The organism is Nonomuraea zeae (assembly GCF_005889725.1).
Taxonomy (GTDB): Bacteria; Actinomycetota; Actinomycetes; order Streptosporangiales; family Streptosporangiaceae; genus Nonomuraea; species Nonomuraea zeae.
In genome coordinates this window covers 15082-30784 of the sequence record NZ_VCKX01000046.1, presented here as the reverse complement: position 1 = coordinate 30784, position 15703 = coordinate 15082, and the positions used below count along the sequence as shown (strand labels likewise).

The 15703-nt window shown below is 71.3% G+C and carries 11 protein-coding genes; 6 read left to right on the top strand and 5 right to left on the bottom strand.

Annotation, left to right across the window (positions count from 1 at the left end):
• Positions 1-4: 4 nt before the first annotated feature.
• From ETD85_RS17185 to ETD85_RS17165, 5 genes are all read left to right on the top strand, one after another.
• Positions 5-265: an SAV_915 family protein gene (locus ETD85_RS17185; RefSeq protein WP_170246720.1), complete on the top strand. Its 261-nt coding sequence runs from the start codon at positions 5-7 to the stop codon at positions 263-265.
• Between the two features lie 5 nt (positions 266-270).
• Positions 271-1596 carry a diaminopimelate decarboxylase gene (lysA, locus tag ETD85_RS17180; RefSeq protein WP_240779199.1) on the top strand — a complete coding sequence of 442 codons (1326 nt, stop codon included), beginning with the start codon at positions 271-273 and terminating at the stop codon, positions 1594-1596.
• A 301-nt stretch (positions 1597-1897) separates the two neighbouring features.
• Positions 1898-3808 carry an APC family permease gene (locus ETD85_RS17175; RefSeq protein ID WP_138690722.1) on the top strand — a complete coding sequence of 637 codons (1911 nt, stop codon included), beginning with the start codon at positions 1898-1900 and terminating at the stop codon, positions 3806-3808.
• A 410-nt stretch (positions 3809-4218) separates the two neighbouring features.
• On the top strand, positions 4219-6177 hold the full coding sequence (locus tag ETD85_RS17170; protein WP_138690721.1) for a glycoside hydrolase family 71 protein: 1959 nt from the start codon (positions 4219-4221) through the stop codon (positions 6175-6177).
• Between the two features lie 166 nt (positions 6178-6343).
• Complete coding sequence (locus ETD85_RS17165) at positions 6344-7174, top strand: SAM-dependent methyltransferase (RefSeq protein WP_240779198.1); 831 nt, start codon at positions 6344-6346, stop codon at positions 7172-7174.
• Between the two features lie 39 nt (positions 7175-7213).
• Here the strand turns inward: ETD85_RS17165 and ETD85_RS17160 are convergent, their stop codons facing one another.
• The 4 genes from ETD85_RS17160 to ETD85_RS17145 all read right to left on the bottom strand — a co-directional run bounded on the left by ETD85_RS17160 (position 7214) and on the right by ETD85_RS17145 (position 13047).
• The gene (locus ETD85_RS17160) at positions 7214-8194 is read right to left on the bottom strand and encodes a C39 family peptidase (RefSeq protein WP_138690720.1); all 981 of its coding nucleotides are present in this window, start codon (positions 8192-8194) and stop codon (positions 7214-7216) included.
• Positions 8195-8252: 58 nt separating this feature from the next.
• Positions 8253-10730 (bottom strand): ligand-binding sensor domain-containing protein, encoded by a 2478-nt coding sequence (locus ETD85_RS17155; protein WP_138690719.1) that lies wholly within the window; start codon positions 10728-10730, stop codon positions 8253-8255.
• Positions 10731-10946: 216 nt separating this feature from the next.
• Positions 10947-11978, bottom strand: a complete 1032-nt coding sequence (locus tag ETD85_RS17150) for a zinc-binding alcohol dehydrogenase family protein (protein WP_206058362.1) — start codon at positions 11976-11978, stop codon at positions 10947-10949.
• 124 nt (positions 11979-12102) lie between these two features.
• Positions 12103-13047 carry a methionyl-tRNA formyltransferase gene (locus tag ETD85_RS17145; RefSeq protein ID WP_138690718.1) on the bottom strand — a complete coding sequence of 315 codons (945 nt, stop codon included), beginning with the start codon at positions 13045-13047 and terminating at the stop codon, positions 12103-12105.
• A 127-nt stretch (positions 13048-13174) separates the two neighbouring features.
• Here ETD85_RS17145 and ETD85_RS17140 point away from each other — a divergent pair, with 127 nt between their 5' ends.
• The gene (locus ETD85_RS17140; RefSeq protein ID WP_138690717.1) at positions 13175-14485 is read left to right on the top strand and encodes a lysine N(6)-hydroxylase/L-ornithine N(5)-oxygenase family protein; all 1311 of its coding nucleotides are present in this window, start codon (positions 13175-13177) and stop codon (positions 14483-14485) included.
• A gap of 94 nt (positions 14486-14579) precedes the next feature.
• Here ETD85_RS17140 and ETD85_RS17135 read toward each other — a convergent pair whose 3' ends face one another.
• Positions 14580-15662, bottom strand: coding sequence for an alpha/beta hydrolase-fold protein (locus tag ETD85_RS17135; RefSeq protein ID WP_138690716.1), 1083 nt, complete (start codon positions 15660-15662; stop codon positions 14580-14582).
• Positions 15663-15703: the final 41 nt, after the last annotated feature.

Below are 15703 nucleotides of genomic sequence, written 5' to 3'. Positions count from 1 at the left end.
GCAGATGTCAGAGCCTCGATTGTTCGTCCCCGTCCGGGCCGGCGCGTACGCCACCGCCCTGCGGTTGTTCCGCACCGCCGCGGGCAAGCGGACGGCGGTCGCCTTCACCTCGCCGCTCAAGCTCACCAAGGTGCTCGGGACGGACCAGCGGTGGGTGGTGCTCACGGCCCCGGCGCTGCGCGGCATGCTCGCCGAGCTGGACGTCATCGGCATCGTCATCGACCCCGCCGGCACGATGACCCGGTCCGCCGAGCGGGTGGCCTGATGTGCGTGCTCCAGCAGGACCAGACCCGGCCTGAGACGCCGTCCGCGGCGGAGCCCTGGTCGGCCACCACCCGCTTCCACCCGTACGCCGCCACCGGAGGCGTGCCCCTGATGGACGTCGCCGAGCGCTACGGCACCCCCGCCTACGTGGTGGACGAGGCCGACCTGCGGGGACGCTGCCGCGCCTTCCGCGCCGCGCTGCCGGACGCCGACATCCTCTACGCCGCCAAGGCGTTCCTGTGCCGGGCGATGGCCACCTGGATCCGGGAGGAAGGACTCGGGCTGGACGTCTGCTCCGGCGGCGAGCTGGCCATCGCGCGGTCCGTCGGCTTCCCGGCCGAGCGCATCGTCTTCCACGGCAACGCCAAGACCCCGCACGAGCTGCTGGAGGCGGTCGAGTACGGGGTGGGGCGCATCGTCGTGGACAACCTCGCCGAGATCCCGCGCCTGGCGGTGCTCGTCCCGCCGGGCCGGCGGCAGAAGGTGCTGCTGCGGGTGATCCCCGACATCGAGGCGGGCGCCCACGCGGCCATCCGCACGGGCGGCGAGGGCCAGAAGTTCGGCCTGTCCATCGCCTCGGGGGACGCCGCGGCGGCCGTGACCAGGGTGCTGCGCCAGCCGGAGCTGGAGCTGGTGGGCCTGCACTGCCACCTCGGCTCGCAGATCTTCGCGGCGGAGCCGTACGAGCAGGCCGCGCGGGTCATGGTGGAGCAGCTCGCCCTCGTACGGGACACCTACGGGATCGTCCTGCCCCAGCTCGACCTGGGCGGCGGCCAGGGCATCGCCTACCTCGGGACCGAGCACGGCCTGACCCCGGGCGGCTACGCCAGGACGGTCGTCAAGGCGATGGAGGAGCGCTGCGCGGCGCTCGGCCTGCCGGTGCCCCGGCTGACCATCGAGCCGGGCCGGTCGATCAGCGGCCCCGCCGGGCTCACCCTGTACCGGGTGATCGCCGTCAAACGTACCCTCACCAGGACCTTCGTGGCCGTCGACGGCGGGATGAGCGACAACCCGCGCCCGTCCCTCTACGGCGCCCGCTACACCGCCCGCCTGATCGGCCGCCGCTCGACCGCGCCCGCCCGCCAGGTCACCCTGGTCGGGCACCACTGCGAGGCGGGCGACGTCATCGCCGAGAGCGTGCCGCTGCCCGCCGACGTCCGGCCGGGCGACGTCGTCGCGGTGCCGGCCACCGGCGCCTACCACTACTCCATGGCCTCCACCTACAACCTCACCGGCCGCCCGCCGGTCATCGCGGTCGCCGACGGGGCCGCCCGGGTGGTGGTGCGCCGGGAGGAGATCGACGACCTGCTCCGCCGGGACGTCGGGCTGTGACGCGCATCCGCCCGGAGGCCGTCGCGCTCCTGGTCCTGATCGTGGTCGTCGCCCTGCTCACCCTGGCCTGACGACGGTGCCGGGCCCTTCCACATCCGCTGGACAGAAAGGAGCCCACGTGCGCGCCGCCCCGCAGCGCCGCGGCTCATGGCGGGCCTGGGCGGCCGGGACCTGGAGAGCTGACGCCCCATCCAGACGCGTCCATACGTTTTCTTGACGCCCTCACCTGGTCATATGCCCTCAAACCGTCAGTAGTGTGCGGATGCGTATTTATGCGTTCTTGACGGAAGGGTGACCGCTCATGGTGCTGGCGAAACGGCCGGCCGCCGCGGAAGGCACGCTGCGTTCCTGGATGCTGGAGGGGCTGCAGACCGACCGTGAGCAGATCGAGCACGGTCCCCATGTGAAGCACCCGTGGTGGCGGGTGATGTGCCTGACCGGCGTGGACTACTTCTCCACGCTGGGCTACCAGCCGGGCATCGCGGCGCTGGCGGCGGGGCTGCTGTCGCCGCTGGCCACGCTGTTCCTGGTGGCGTTGACGCTGCTGGGGGCGCTGCCGGTCTATCGCAGGGTGGCGGAGGAGAGCCCGTACGGGCAGGGCTCGATCGCGATGCTGGAGAAGCTGGCCCCGCAGTGGTGGGGCAAGCTCTTCGTGCTGGCGCTGCTCGGGTTCGCGGCCACGGACTTCGTCATCACGATGACGCTGTCGGCGGCGGACGCGACCGCGCACATCCTGGAGAACCCGTTCGTGCCCGAGTTCCTGGCCGGGCAGCGGGTGATCGTGACGCTGGTGCTGCTGGCGGGGCTCGGCGGGGTGTTCCTGATGGGGTTCACCGAGGCGATCGGCATCGCGGTGCTGCTCGTCTTCGTCTACCTGGCGCTGAACGCCGTCGTGGTGGCCGCCGCCCTCGTGCACGTTCTCCAGGCGCCGCAGGTGGTGGTCGACTGGCAGCGGGCGCTGAGCCTGGACTTCAGCAGCCCGCTCGCCATGATCGGGCTGTCGCTGCTGGTGATGCCGAAGCTGGCGCTCGGCATGTCCGGGTTCGAGACGGGCGTCGCGGTGATGCCGGTGGTCAGGGGCGACGTGCGGGAGCGGATCAAGGGCACCAAGCGGCTGCTCACGGTCGCCGCCCTCATCATGAGCGTGTTCCTGATCCTCTCCAGCACCGTCACCACGGTGCTGATCCCGCACGAGGAGTTCGAGGAAGGCGGCAAGGCCGCCGGGCGGGCGCTGGCGTACCTGGCGCACGGTTACCTGGGCGACTGGTTCGGCACCGCTTACGACGTGTCCACGATCGCGATCCTGTGGTTCGCGGGGGCGTCGGCGATGGCCGGGCTGATCAACCTGGTGCCGCGCTACCTGCCCCGCTACGGCATGGCGCCGGAGTGGACGGGCGCGGTCCGGCCGCTGGTGCTGGTGTTCTCGGCGATCGCGTTCGGCATCACGATCATCTTCGACGCCGACGTGGAGGCGCAGGGCGGCGCGTACGCCACCGGCGTGCTGGTGCTCATGCTGTCGGCGGCGGTCGCGGTGACGCTGTCGGCCCGCAAGAAGCGCCAGTGGCGGGCGACGGCCGGGTTCGCCGTCATCACCGCGGTGCTCGCCTGCACCCTCGTCGACAACGTGATCGAGCGGCCGGACGGCGTGAAGATCGCCTCGTTCTTCATCGCCGCCATCGTCGCCACGTCGCTGATCTCCCGCGCCACCCGGTCCACCGAGCTGCGCGTCACCGACGTGCGCCTCGATCCGCTCGCCGAGGAGTACGTCAACGACGCCTGCGGCGACATCCACGTGATCGCCAACGAGCCGGACCGGCGCGACCAGGACGAGTACCACGACAAGCTCCGCGAGACCTGGCGCAACCACCGGCTGCGCAGCTCCGAGCCCGTCCTGTTCGTGGAGGTGTCGGTGCCGGACGCCTCGGAGTTCGAGACCGAGCTGCACGTCAGGGGCGAGGAACGGCACGGGCACAAGATCCTGGTCATCGAGAGCTCGGCCGTCCCGAACTCCCTGGCGGCCCTGCTGCTCTATCTGCGCGACCGCACCGGCTCGGTGCCGCACATCTACTTCCACTGGACCGAGGGCAACCCGGTCGTGGCGATGCTGCGCTACCTCGTCTTCGGCGGCGGCGACGTGCCGCCGCTGACCCGCGAGGTGCTGCGCCAGGCCGAGCCGGACCTGGAGCGCCGGCCGCACGTCCACGTCGGCTGACGGGTCGAGAAACCGGCATCCGCCGCCCGGACCTCGCCGAAAGGCCCCGCCGTAGTCATGGCGTGGTCATTCGGGAGGTCCGCGTCAGAAACGCGTATGGGCGGCCGACGCCGTGCCGTCCTTCAGTCAGCCCCGGATATGCCGGGTGCAGCGGGCCGAGGCGGCCCTGGGCGGCGGGCCGCTGTTCTACCTGGTGCGGGTTCGCCACCGTCGTGCTGCTGGCGCTGGCCGCCAACACCTCCTTCGGCGGCGCCCACCGGAGAGTGGACGCCGCCTCCGCCCCGGATTTAGGCACGTGCCAAATGAGGTTTTTGTGCGAAAAGTCGGGAGTGCGGCTTGATCTTGCTTCATCCTGGTCACGCACAGCGGCTCCACCTCGGCGGAGCCGTACGGAGAGTCAAGGGAGTTCCATGATCAACCCATATCGGAGGCTGCTGACGGCGGTGGCGACGTTAGCCACGCTGGGAACCGTCGCCGTCGCCCCGGCGCAGGCCTCCGCCGCCGCCGCGCCGGTCAGCGTGACCTTCGCCGCCGCGGAAGACGTGTTCATCAGCCAGGCCGAGCCCGCCAAGAGCTTCGCCACCGCGACGTGGGTGAGCGTCTGCGGCTCCACCTGCGGCAGCGCCGCCGCGGGGCAGCGCATCGGCCTGACCCGCTTCAAGGTCACCGGCATCCCGGAGGACGCCGAGGATGTCAAGGTCACGCTGGACGTCGTCTCGGCCAGGACGACCGACACCACCATCTCCGCCCGCGAGGTGACGGGCACCTGGAGCGAGGCGGCCACCACCTGGAACACCAAGCCGACGATCGGTGAGACCGCCGTCGGCTCCCACACCGGCTTCACGACCGGCGCGACGGCCAAGCTGGACGTCTCCTCGGCCGTCAAGGGCGACGGCACCTACGCCTTCGCCCTCACCGGGACGTCCGCCACCACGACCGTCCTGATGTCCTCGCGCGAGACCGGGAACCGCGGTCCGAAGCTCACGGTCACCTACACCGAGGGCACCGGGGAAGAGCAGACCGACGGGCCGCTGCCCTTCACTCTGGCGGGGACCGCCGCCCTGCGGGCCGCGGGCAAGAAGGTGTTCGCGCACTACTTCACCCCGTACCCGGTCTCCCTGGACAACCAGGCGCCCGCGAACGACTACTACGCCAGGAACTACCTCAAGCCGGAAGGCGAGAGCGGCAAGCACGCCGCGTACGGCGGCCTGCTCCGCGACCGGCCGCTGGGCCGCGACCCGATCACCGGCGACTACGCGCTGGCGGACTTCAAGACCGAGGTGAAGCAGGCCATCGCCGCGGGCCTGGACGGCTTCACCGTCGACATCCTCTCCGTGACCAGCGCGCACTGGACGCGGGTGCAGAACCTCATCAAGGCCGCCGAGGCCGTCGACCCCGGCTTCAAGATCGTCCTCATGCCGGACACGAACGGGCTGGCCTCGGTCGACAGCGCCACCTTCGCCACCGCCATGGCCAAGCTCGCCGCGTCGAAGTCGGTCTACCGGCTCGCCGACAACCGCCTGGTCGTCGCGCCCTTCAAGGCCGAAGGCCGGACCGCCGCGTGGTGGTCCGACTGGATGAAGACCATGGAGACCACGCACGGGATCAAGGTCGCCCTGGTGCCGTGCTTCCTCGACTTCAACAAGTACCGCGACGCCTTCGCCTCGATCAGCTACGGCTTCTCGAACTGGGGCAACCGCAACCCTGCGGGCAACGCCAGCCTGGGCACCAACATCGACCGCGCCCACAGCATGGACAAGATCTGGATGCAGCCGGTGTCCGTCCAGGACGAGCGTCCCAACCAGGGCATCTTCGACGAGGCCGGCAACACCGAGAACCTCCGGGCCTCCTGGAAGGGCGCGATCGACGGCAAGGCCGACTGGGTCCAGCTCACGACCTGGAACGACTACTCGGAGAACACCCAGTTCGCGCCGTCGAGGAACGCGGGCTGGACCTACCTGGACATCAACGCCTACTACCTGACCTGCTACAAGCTGGGCTGCCCGAAGATCACGAACGACACGGCGTACCTCACTCACCGGATCCAGCCGGTCGCGGCGACGCCGACGTACGCGCAGACCAAGCTCATGAAGCTGCGCGGCGGCAGTACCGCGGCCCGTGACACGGTCGAGGTGCTCAGCATGCTCACGGCGGCGGGCAAGGTGTCCGTCACGATCGGCGGCACGACGCAGACCTACGACGCGCCGGCAGGGGTGTCCGCCAAGACGTTCCCGCTCAAGGCCGGGACCGCTTCGGCCACGGTGACCAGGGGCTCCGCCACGATGGCGAAGGTCGTCTCGCCGTACGCGATCACCACGACGCCGTACGTGCAGGACCTGCACTACCGCGCGGCCTCCAGCGAACGCTGAGGCAGGGCGTCAAGGTCGCCGGGCTCGGCGACCTTGACGCCCGCTGTCCGAACCCACGGCGGGCATCCACGCCGCTCGAGGCATCGAATGCCGGGCACCTGACCGATACTGATCACAGATCTCCTGATTCCCATAGGATGCGGGCATAAGTGAGGAAAGGTGAAGTGTGATCGAGCGTGAGCGGCCTCCGGGGAAGATCGATCCGACCGTCCCCACCGTCGCCCGGATGTATGACTACTTCCTCGGCGGGAAGGACAATTTCCCCGCCGACCGCGAGGCCGCCGAGAAGGTCCTGGAGCTGAGCAGCCGGGGCGGCGCGGACGTGCGGGAGGTGGCCCGGGCCAACCGCGGCTTCCTGGTCCGCGCCGTGGAGGCGGTGGCCAGGGCCGGCGTGCGGCAGTTCCTCGACATCGGCACCGGCCTGCCCACCCAGGACAACGTGCACCAGGTCGCGCACCGGATCATCCCCGACGCCAAGGTCGTCTACTCGGACAACGACCCCATCGTGCTGACTCACGCCCGGGCGCTGCTGGCCAGCAACCCCGACACGGTGATCATCGACGGCGACGCGCACGACCCCAAGAGCCTCCTGGCCGCCGCCGCCCACCACCTCGACTTCAGCCGGCCGGTGGCCGTCCTGGCGGTCGCGCTGTTCCACTTCTTCGGCGACGACGACGAGGTGGCCGGCATCGTCCGGGCGCTGCGCGAGCCGCTGGCGCCGGGGAGCCACCTGATCATCTCGCACGCGTACGTCGAGAGAGGCCAGAGCACCCTCGACCGCAAGGCCAAGACCGAGGACGTCTACCGGCGGACGACCGCCGGCGCCCTGCACTGGCGCGAGCGCGACATGGTGCGCACGTACTTCGACGGGCTGGAGCTGCTCGAACCCGGCCTCGTGCCGGTGCAGGACTGGCGCAATGACGACCCGTTCATCCCTCCGGGGATGGAGAAGGGCGGCATCCTGGGCGGCGTCGGCCGCGTCCCCCAGGCCGGCTAGGGGCCCGGCCGCCGCCGGTCGGCAGCGGCCGGGCCGGGGTCAGGTCCGCACGATGGCCACGGTGTCGATCCCGTTCCACGCCAGGTTGGCGTTGTCCAGCAGGAGCTTGTCCACGTCGATGGAGTGCTCGCTGGCGTCCGCCGGGTCGGCGACCTTGAACGTCGTGGGATGGACGGAGCCGTCGGAGTGGACCACGCCGCCGTAGCCGTGGATGGTCACATAGTGGCGCAGGGTGGGCGTGGAGGCGTTCCACCACGGCAGCTTGCCGGGGATCACGAGGACCATCACCGGCCTGCCGCGCGACAGGGACGTGACGATCCGGCTGATGCCCGCCTCATACGTCTGGCCGTTGGAGACCGAGATCTCCTCCCACTTGTACTGCCAGTCGGAGCCGGCGATGTAGGAGTTGATGGCGCCGGGGATCCGGCCCGGCATGGTGGCGCCGAAGAGCGTCTCCTCGGTCTGCAGCTTGCCGGCCAGCTCCGACTGCGGCGGCGCCGAGATGCCGATGGTGGCGAGCGTGGTCTGCACGGCGCCGGGGCCGCACCAGTTGTCGCGCTCCTGCTGCTTGGCGGAGAGTCTCATGTCCAGGGCCCGGACCGGGAGCTGCCACGCCCCCGCGATGCCGAACGTGGCCTCGGTGACCACGTAGGGGCGCCGGAGGTCGGTGAAGGCGGTGTAGCACGCCCGGCTGGCGTTCGTGGTCATCGTCGGGCACGAGTCGGTGATGTCCGGGCCGTTCCCGCCGAACCAGAGCCGCAGGTTGACCTGGAAGTTGGTGTACGCGCCCGGGTTGATGAAGGCGACGGTGCGGACCTGGGTGCGGGCGTAGTTGAACTCGAGGCACACCTGGTAGGCGGTGCCGTTGTAGACGCGGCTGTCGCTGCACGTCCGGTTCGCCGCGGACGGGTATTCGTGCCAGATCCCCGCCATTGCGGGCAGCGCGGGGACGGCGACGATCGCGAGCGCCGTTCCCGCCAGGATCGCGAGTAAGGCTCTGACCATTCTTCGCACGGGCATGTTCCTTGTATGTCGAGGGCAGGAATATCGGTTCAGGCCGGAATCCGGAACGGGTTCCTTATGGCAGGGGGGTGGCGAGCCGGTACAGCCGCTCGTTGATCTTGTAGTAGAGGTGGCCGAAGCCGTCGGCCGTCAGGCCCTCCGCGCCGGGGGCCGTCAGCAGCACGGTCACTGCTCTGGTCGACTTGTCGATCTTGAAGATCTGGTCGCCGGCCGTGCCGTACACGTGGCCGGGATCCTGGGCCACGCTCAGCAGCACCCCGTCGCGCCAGGCCAGGCTGGACCTGGCGGCGTAGTCGGGATCGGCGAACAGCCGCGTGGCCGTGATCGCCTCCGGCCGGGCCGGATCGAGGGTGAACAGCGAGCCGCCGGCCAGGCCCCAGAGCTCGCCGTCCACCTCCGCGAGTGCCGTGACGGCCTTGGGCGCCGTCAACGGGAGCGGATGCCGGCGCACGGCGCCGGTGGCCGGGTCGTAGGAGAACAGCGTGGCCGAGGCTCCGGGCGCGTAGACGGGGTCCACGCCCAGGGCGCCGCGCGTGGAGGTGCCGCCGAACACCTTGCCTCCCGCGTAGGCCAGCGAGACGACGGACTGGTCCGGCACCACGCAGAGCGTCCGCCCGGCCGTGCCCTCCTTCCACACGGTGAGGGCGCCGCTGCGCTTGCCGTACTTCGGCACCGTGCCCATGTAGACGGTCCCGTCCGGCCCGCCGGCCAGCGCGTACGGCCGGTCCTGCGGCGGCGGGCCTTTGCCCGGCTCGCAGTCGTCGGCCCTGCTGCCCGCCTCGCCGGCGGTGTACCTGAGTGTGGGGGGCCAGGGACGCGCGGGGTCGTGGCTGTAAAGCTTGGCCGAGGGGTAGGCGCCGATGTAGAGCAGGCCGTCGTGCGCCAGCAGGCTGTCGGTCTGGCTGAGCCCGGTGCGGGTCGGCGTGTCCGGCAGGCCGTCGTCGCCGTCGCCCCGCAGCGGGTCGTAGACGCCGGTGCCGCCGGTCAGGTAGCCGCCGGTGTAGACGCGGCCGTCGGGCCCCGTGCCGAGCGCGTTGATCGCGGCCGGCAGGACCGGGGTGCCGGTGACGACCCTGCTGCTCCAGCTGCCGCTCGCGGGGTCGTACTTGAAGATCCTGGTGCCGTCCGTGGCCGCGCCGAGGCCGACCAGCGTGCCGCCGGACCAGGTGTAGCCGGTGACGGAGAGCCCGGGCCGGACGGAGGTCGCATGGAGGGACGCGGTGGCCACGTCGTAGGAGTGCAGCAGGCCGTCCTTGACGAGCCACACCTTGCCGTCGCGGGCCGGCGAGTGGTGCAGGTCCACGTCCTCGATCGCGGCGTCGGTGGTGGCGGAGTACGAGCCGTCGGCGTCGCGGGTGACGCGCAGGACGAGCAGCGTGCCGTCGACCTTGGCGAACAGCCTGCCGCCCGTCCAGGTGAGCCCGCCCACCATGGAGTTGTGCGCGTAGGCCGCCGGCAGCAGGCTGTCCGTCTGCCCCGTGACATTGTCGTACCTGGTCAGCGCGGCGTTCGTGCCCGTGCCGAGGTAGGTGGCGTTGGCGGCGGGGTCGTGGGCGAGGCTGCGCACGTACTGGGCGCCGGCCGCGATGGGCACGGTCCCGATCGTGGTGAAGGCGCCGTTGTCGTACTTGAAGTAGCGGCCGTCGTTGTAGGTGCCGCCGTACACCTTCCCGCCCGCTCCCGGCTCCAGGTCCCAGATGAAGGAGTAGCCGCCTTCCGCCCGCCCGAGGTCGGTGATCGTGGACTGGCCCGGGACGTACCGGTAGAGCTTGGAGTTGGGATAGGTGCCGAGGTAGACGCTGCCGTCGGTGGCCGTGGCCGCCGCCCAGCCGCCGACGGTGGGCGTGGCCGCCGAGTCGGGGATGGTGATCTTCCTGGTGACCTGCTCGGTGGCCACGTCGATCACGGCGAGCTGCGGGTTCGCGTCGACGGTGCCGGTGTAGACGGCGTACGCGCTCGCGCCCGCGAACGTGGTGGCGTTGGGCACGCTGCTCTCGATCTGCACGCCCAGGTCGGTCACGTTCTTCGTGATCAGCACCTCGTCCCAGTAGGCGGTGCCCACGTCGGCCACCCCCGAGTAGATGAGGGCGGAGACGGTGGCCGTGCCGGTGGGCGCGACTCCCGAGGCCGTGACGCGGCTCCATCGCCGGCCGGTCGCCGAGGCGTTCGCGCCGCCTGTGAGCAGGCGGCCGGAGCTGTCCCTGAAGCGGAGATACAGATGCGCGGTGCCGCTGTCGGCCCAGACCTCGGCGTGCAGGGTGTAGGCGGTGCCCGCCGTGGCGGGCAGCCCCGGCATGCTCTCCCTGCCGTAGGCGGCGGCCGGGTCGGCGTCGGTGACGCGCGCGGTGGTGCGCCCGTCCCAGACGGCGGCGTCGACGCCGCCCGGGCTGTGGGAGCCGCTCCAGCCCGTGAGCCCGCTGTCGAATCCGCCGTTGGCGATCCGCAGGTCGGCCGCGGACGCCGGCGCGAACGGCGCCGCGAGCAGCGTCGCGAGGACCGCCGCGGTCACCGCCCCGCGCAGGGCGCGCCTCACGCGCCGCCGCCTCTCGTGCGGGCGGGCCGCCGTCTGACGGGCGGCCGGCTCCGCGATGCTAAAGGGCCCTCCTCGGGAATCTGCACAGCGCCACCTCCACGGGTGCGTGTTCGTTTGTGCTCGATTGCGGTCCTGACCGTAACCTCGCGAACGTGACCCGTCAATGCCGTGCCGAATGTCAGCTTCGGGCGGGAGGCCGGGGGAGCCGGGCCCGGGTCACGCGCCCCGGTCGAAACCGGTCAGCGTGATCTTGCCGATGGCGCTGCCCGATTCGAGGATCCGGTGCGCTTCCCGCAGGTGGGCGGCGTTGATCGGGCCGAGGTCGGTGGCCGCCGTGGTGGTCAGGATCCCCTTGTCCACGAGCCGGGCCACCTGGGTGAGGATGCGGTGCTGCGCGATTTGGTCGGATGTCTGGAAGAGGGAGCGGGTGAACATCAGCTCCCAGTGGAAGGAGATGCTCTTCGGCTTGAGCACGCCGACGGGCAGCGTGTCGTAGTCGTCAATCGCGACGATGTGGCCGAAGGGGTGGAGCAGCTCGGCGTACGCGGGCAGGTTCCGGTCCGTGCCCGCGGTGCTGAAGACGTAGTCCACGCCGCCCGGCACCTGCTCCGGCAGCGGCCGGTGGTGGTCGACGACCTGGTGGGCGCCCATGCGCCGGGCGAACTCCACGGTCTCCGCGCGGGAGGCGGTGCCGATCACCGTGAGCCCCGTGAGGGCGGTGGCGAGCTGGACCACCATCGAGCCGACGCCGCCCGCGGCGGCCGTCACCAGCAGCGCGCCCGTCCGCTCCATCGGCGCGTCGCACAGGCCCAGGCGTTCGAACAGGCCCTCCCACGCGGTGAGCGAGGTCAGGGGCAGCGCGGCCGCCTCCGTGAAGGAGAGCGTGGCGGGCTTGCGGGCCACGATGCGCTCGTCCACCACGTGGTACTCGGCGTCGGCGCCGGGCCGGTCGAGCGCGCCCGCGTAGTACACCTCGTCTCCCGGCTCGAACAGCTCCACCTGGTCGCCGATCGCGACGACCGTGCCGGCCGCGTCCCAGCCGAGCACCTTGGGCTCGCCGCCGGGGTCGGTGCCGCGGCGCACCTTGTAGTCCACGGGGTTCACCGCGACCGCCGCCACCCGGACGAGCAGGTCGCGCGGTCCCGGCGACGGGACGGGCAGCTCGACGTCCACCAGGCTCCCGGGGTCGTCCACCGGCAGACTCTTCCGGTACGCGACGGCGCGCATCCGGCCCGCGTTCTCACTCATCGGAGCTCTCCCTCGTCGTCAGCTTCGCTCCCGCTGAGTGACAGTCTGCTGACTATCCGCTTCCGGCGCGAGCATGCCGGTCGCGGGACGCGCGGGCGAGCCGGACGCCCGGCTCGGGACGCGCCTACGGCCGGCGGGTCAGGTAGCCGCCCATGGTCCTGAACACCTCGCCGGCCGGCAGGTCGGTGCCGTCCTCGGTGCGGACCCGCTCGATCACCAGCCCGTGGCTGCGACCGCGGCGGGCCTCGGCGCCGGCGACGATGACGACGCCGTCGCCCTCGCGGATGAACACCCGGCCCGGGGTGCCGCCGTAGATGCCCTTGGAGACCGAGGCCTTCAGGACGCGGACGCGCTCGCCCCTGTAGTGGGTGAAAGCGTTGGGGTAGGGGTCGGACTGGGCGCGTACCAGCCGCTCGATGTCCTCGGCGGGCCAGGTCCAGTCGATGTTGCTGTCCTCGATCGACCGCTTGTGGAAGAAGCTGGCCTTGGAGCGGTCCTGGGGCGTCCAGTCCGAACGGCCCGAGGCGATGAGGTCCAGGGACTCGGCGACGATCGGGGCGATGAGGTCGACCGTGCGGTGGAACAGGTCGGTGGTGGTGTCGGCCGGTCCGACCGGGATGGCGCGCTGCACCACGATGTCCCCGGCGTCCAGCTCGGCGTTCATCATGTGGGCGGTGACGCCGACCTCCTTCTCGCCGTTGATGAGCGCCCAGATGAGCGGGGAGAAGCCGGCGTAGGCCGGAAGCAGCGAGTCGTGCACGTTGAGTATGCCGTGGCGGGGGAGGGCGACGATCTCCGGAGGTATCCACGTGCGCCAGTTGTTGGCGACGATGAGGTCAGGCTCGACTTGCTTGAGGGTGAGCAGGAGCTCGTCGTCGGGGCGGTTGCGCAGCAGGACCGGGACGCCGTGCGCCGCGGCCAGCTCGGCCACCGAATCGCTCCAGATCTTCTCATAGGCGTGGTCACTCTGGGGGTGGGTGACTGCCAGCACCACATCGTGCTCGGAGGCCAGCAAGGCTTGGAGGGTGCGATGGCCCCAGGTCTGGTAGCCGAACATCACGACCCGCATCAGCGCTCTCCTTGTGAGGTGAGTGGGAGAAAGGTTAGGCTCGCCACAATTAGGTGAGCCTAACCTAAGTCGGGCACTGATTCCACTACGGATCCCGATCCCGGACCGCTCTCTCGAAAGGCCTTCCATGCCCACTGCCGAGCAGCCCGTCCACGACCTCGTCGGCATCGGTTTCGGACCTTCCAACCTCGCCCTGGCCATCGCGTTGCGCGAGCGCGAGGCGCGTACTGGCGAGCGAATCGACGCGGTGTTCCTGGAGAAGCAGCTCTCCTTCGGATGGCACCGCGGGATGCTCCTTGAAGGCACCACGATGCAGGTCTCCTTTCTCAAGGACCTGGTCACCATGCGCAATCCCGCCAGCGAATTCAGCTTCCTGTCCTATCTCAAGGCGCGCGACCGGATGCTGGATTTCATCAACCACAAAACAATGTTCCCCTCCCGAGTGGAATTCCACGACTACCTGGAATGGGCCGCGAAACCATTCGCCGACCAGGTGGAATACGGCTCGGAGGTCGTCGCGGTCACTCCCGTCACGGTGGACGGCGCGGTGCGATACCTCGACGTGGTGGTCCGCCAGGGCGACGGCGAATTGAGCACTCGCCGCGCCCGTAATCTCGTCGTCGCCGTCGGCCTGGTTCCCGTGCTGCCTGACGGCATGGTCGGCGACGAGCGCATCTGGCACAGCGAGGAGCTCCTGGACCGGATCCCCTCGGTCACGGACCCCCGCCGGTTCGTGGTGGTCGGCGCCGGGCAGAGCGCCGCCGAGGTGACCGACCACCTGCACGGCCGCTTCCCCGGCGCCGAGGTGTGCGCGGTGTTCTCCAAGTACGGCTACACCCCCGCCGACGACAGCTCCTTCGCCAACCGCATCTTCGACCCCGCCGCGGTCGACCAGTACTTCGGCGCGCCCGAGACGGTCAAGGAGAGCCTGCGCACCTACCACGCCTCCACCAACTACTCCGTGGTCGACCTCGACCTCATCGACGAGCTGTATCGCAGGCACTACCAGGAGAAGGTGCAGGGCAGGCAGCGGCTGCGCATACTCAACGCCTCCAGGCTCGTCGAGGCCGCCAGGGACGCCGACGGCGTGCGCGCCACCGTCGAGTTCCTGCCCACCGGCGAGCGGACCGTGCTGGAGGCCGACGTGCTCGTCTACGCCACCGGCTACCGGCCCGGCGACCCGCTGACGCTGCTGGGCGCCGTCGGCGAGCACTGCGAGCGCCTGCCGTCGGGCGCGCTGCGCATCGAGCGCGACTACCGGATCGCCACCTCCGAGCACCTGCGCTGCGGGATCTACGTGCAGGGAGCCACCGAGCACACCCACGGCCTGGCCTCGACGCTGCTGTCCAACACCGCCGTGCGGGCAGGGGAGATCGTCGACGCCGTGTCCGGGCGGCTGAGCGCCGGCGGACGCAACACCTACGCGTTCTCGCGCTGACCCCCGCGCGGCGGCGGCCGGCCCCCCGGGACCTGGCCGGCCGCCACCGCGTCCAGGCCGCAGGCCGCCGGGAGCCGGCCGGCGGCCACCGCGTTCAGGCGAGCGCCCAGGCGACGTCTCTGAGCAGGGCCTGCCGCCAGCCCGCCCGATCGTGGCCGCAGGCCGACCGGGAGACCCGCACGGTCGCGCCGGCCTGCTCGGCCAGGGACTCGACCAGCTCGCAGTGCGGCAGCATCCGCGTCTCGTGTTCCCCCACGTCGAAGGCGACCCGCAGGCCGGACAGGTCGGGGCGCTCCCGCAGGCGGGCGGCGATGGCGCCACCGGTCCGGCCGCCCAGGGGGTCGGCCAGGTCCGCGGCGCCGGGCGCCCACCAGAACGACGCCGACTGGCACGCGACGCCGGACACCAGGCCGGGGAACTCCAGCGCCGCGTACATCGCGCTCAGCCCGCCGAGGCTCTGCCCGGCGACCACCAGCCGGTCCAGGTCGGCGGGCACGCCGCTGCCGGCCACCAGCGGCAGCAGTTCGTCCCGGATCGCCTCCCACAGCTCGGGCCGGCACCCGAACTCGGCGTTCCTGTCCCGGGCGGGCAGGAAGACGAGCGTGACGGCGGGCATCTCGCCACCGGCGACGGCCGAGTCGAAGGCGGTCATCGCCGGGTGCAGGTACAGCCAGTCGTCCCCGTCGAGCAGCAGCACCACCGGCCCGCCGCCGCCCGCCGGGTGGACGCGCACGGTGCGGCGTCCGCCGAGCCGTTCGCTGGTCCAGCGCAGGCGGGCGCGCGGCAGGGGCAGGACGTCGGCGGCGCCGACGGCGGGCCAGTGCGGCTGGGCGGGGGCGTCCGGCGTGGCGGCGATCGACCGGTCGCCGCCCGCGCCGGCCGCGTTGAACGGGTCGGCGTACGCCGCGTCGCCCGTCAGGAACTGGTAGGTCACCCGTAGCCGCGCGGGCATGACCACCTCGGCGTACCAGCAGTCCGTGTCACCCCACCGGCGCAGCGGCACCGGCCCCGACCAGCTCTCGAAGCCGATGCTCGCCGGGGACCCGCGCCACAGGAACAGGGTCACCCAGCCGCCGTCGTCCCCGGCGGGCACCGACACGGGGGTCCGGGCCGCCGCCCAGAACTCGTCGCTGCCGGGTTGTCCGCGAACCCCGAACCTGGCGAAGGTGTTCTCCATGCGCAGCCTCACTCCGTCCCTGGCGCCGGCCGGCGACTAAG

What these genes read in the sequence shown, in the direction of transcription:
- ETD85_RS17185 (WP_170246720.1), top strand. Translation starts at nt 5, where the DNA reads ATGTCAGAGCCTCGATTGTTCGTCCCCGTCCGGGCCGGCGCGTACGCC.
- ETD85_RS17175 (WP_138690722.1), top strand. Translation starts at nt 1,898, where the DNA reads ATGGTGCTGGCGAAACGGCCGGCCGCCGCGGAAGGCACGCTGCGTTCC.
- ETD85_RS17170 (WP_138690721.1), top strand. Translation starts at nt 4,219, where the DNA reads ATGATCAACCCATATCGGAGGCTGCTGACGGCGGTGGCGACGTTAGCC.
- ETD85_RS17160 (WP_138690720.1), bottom strand. Translation starts at nt 8,194, where the DNA reads ATGCCCGTGCGAAGAATGGTCAGAGCCTTACTCGCGATCCTGGCGGGA.
- ETD85_RS17150 (WP_206058362.1), bottom strand. Translation starts at nt 11,978, where the DNA reads ATGAGTGAGAACGCGGGCCGGATGCGCGCCGTCGCGTACCGGAAGAGT.
- ETD85_RS17145 (WP_138690718.1), bottom strand. Translation starts at nt 13,047, where the DNA reads ATGCGGGTCGTGATGTTCGGCTACCAGACCTGGGGCCATCGCACCCTC.
- ETD85_RS17140 (WP_138690717.1), top strand. Translation starts at nt 13,175, where the DNA reads ATGCCCACTGCCGAGCAGCCCGTCCACGACCTCGTCGGCATCGGTTTC.
- ETD85_RS17135 (WP_138690716.1), bottom strand. Translation starts at nt 15,662, where the DNA reads ATGGAGAACACCTTCGCCAGGTTCGGGGTTCGCGGACAACCCGGCAGC.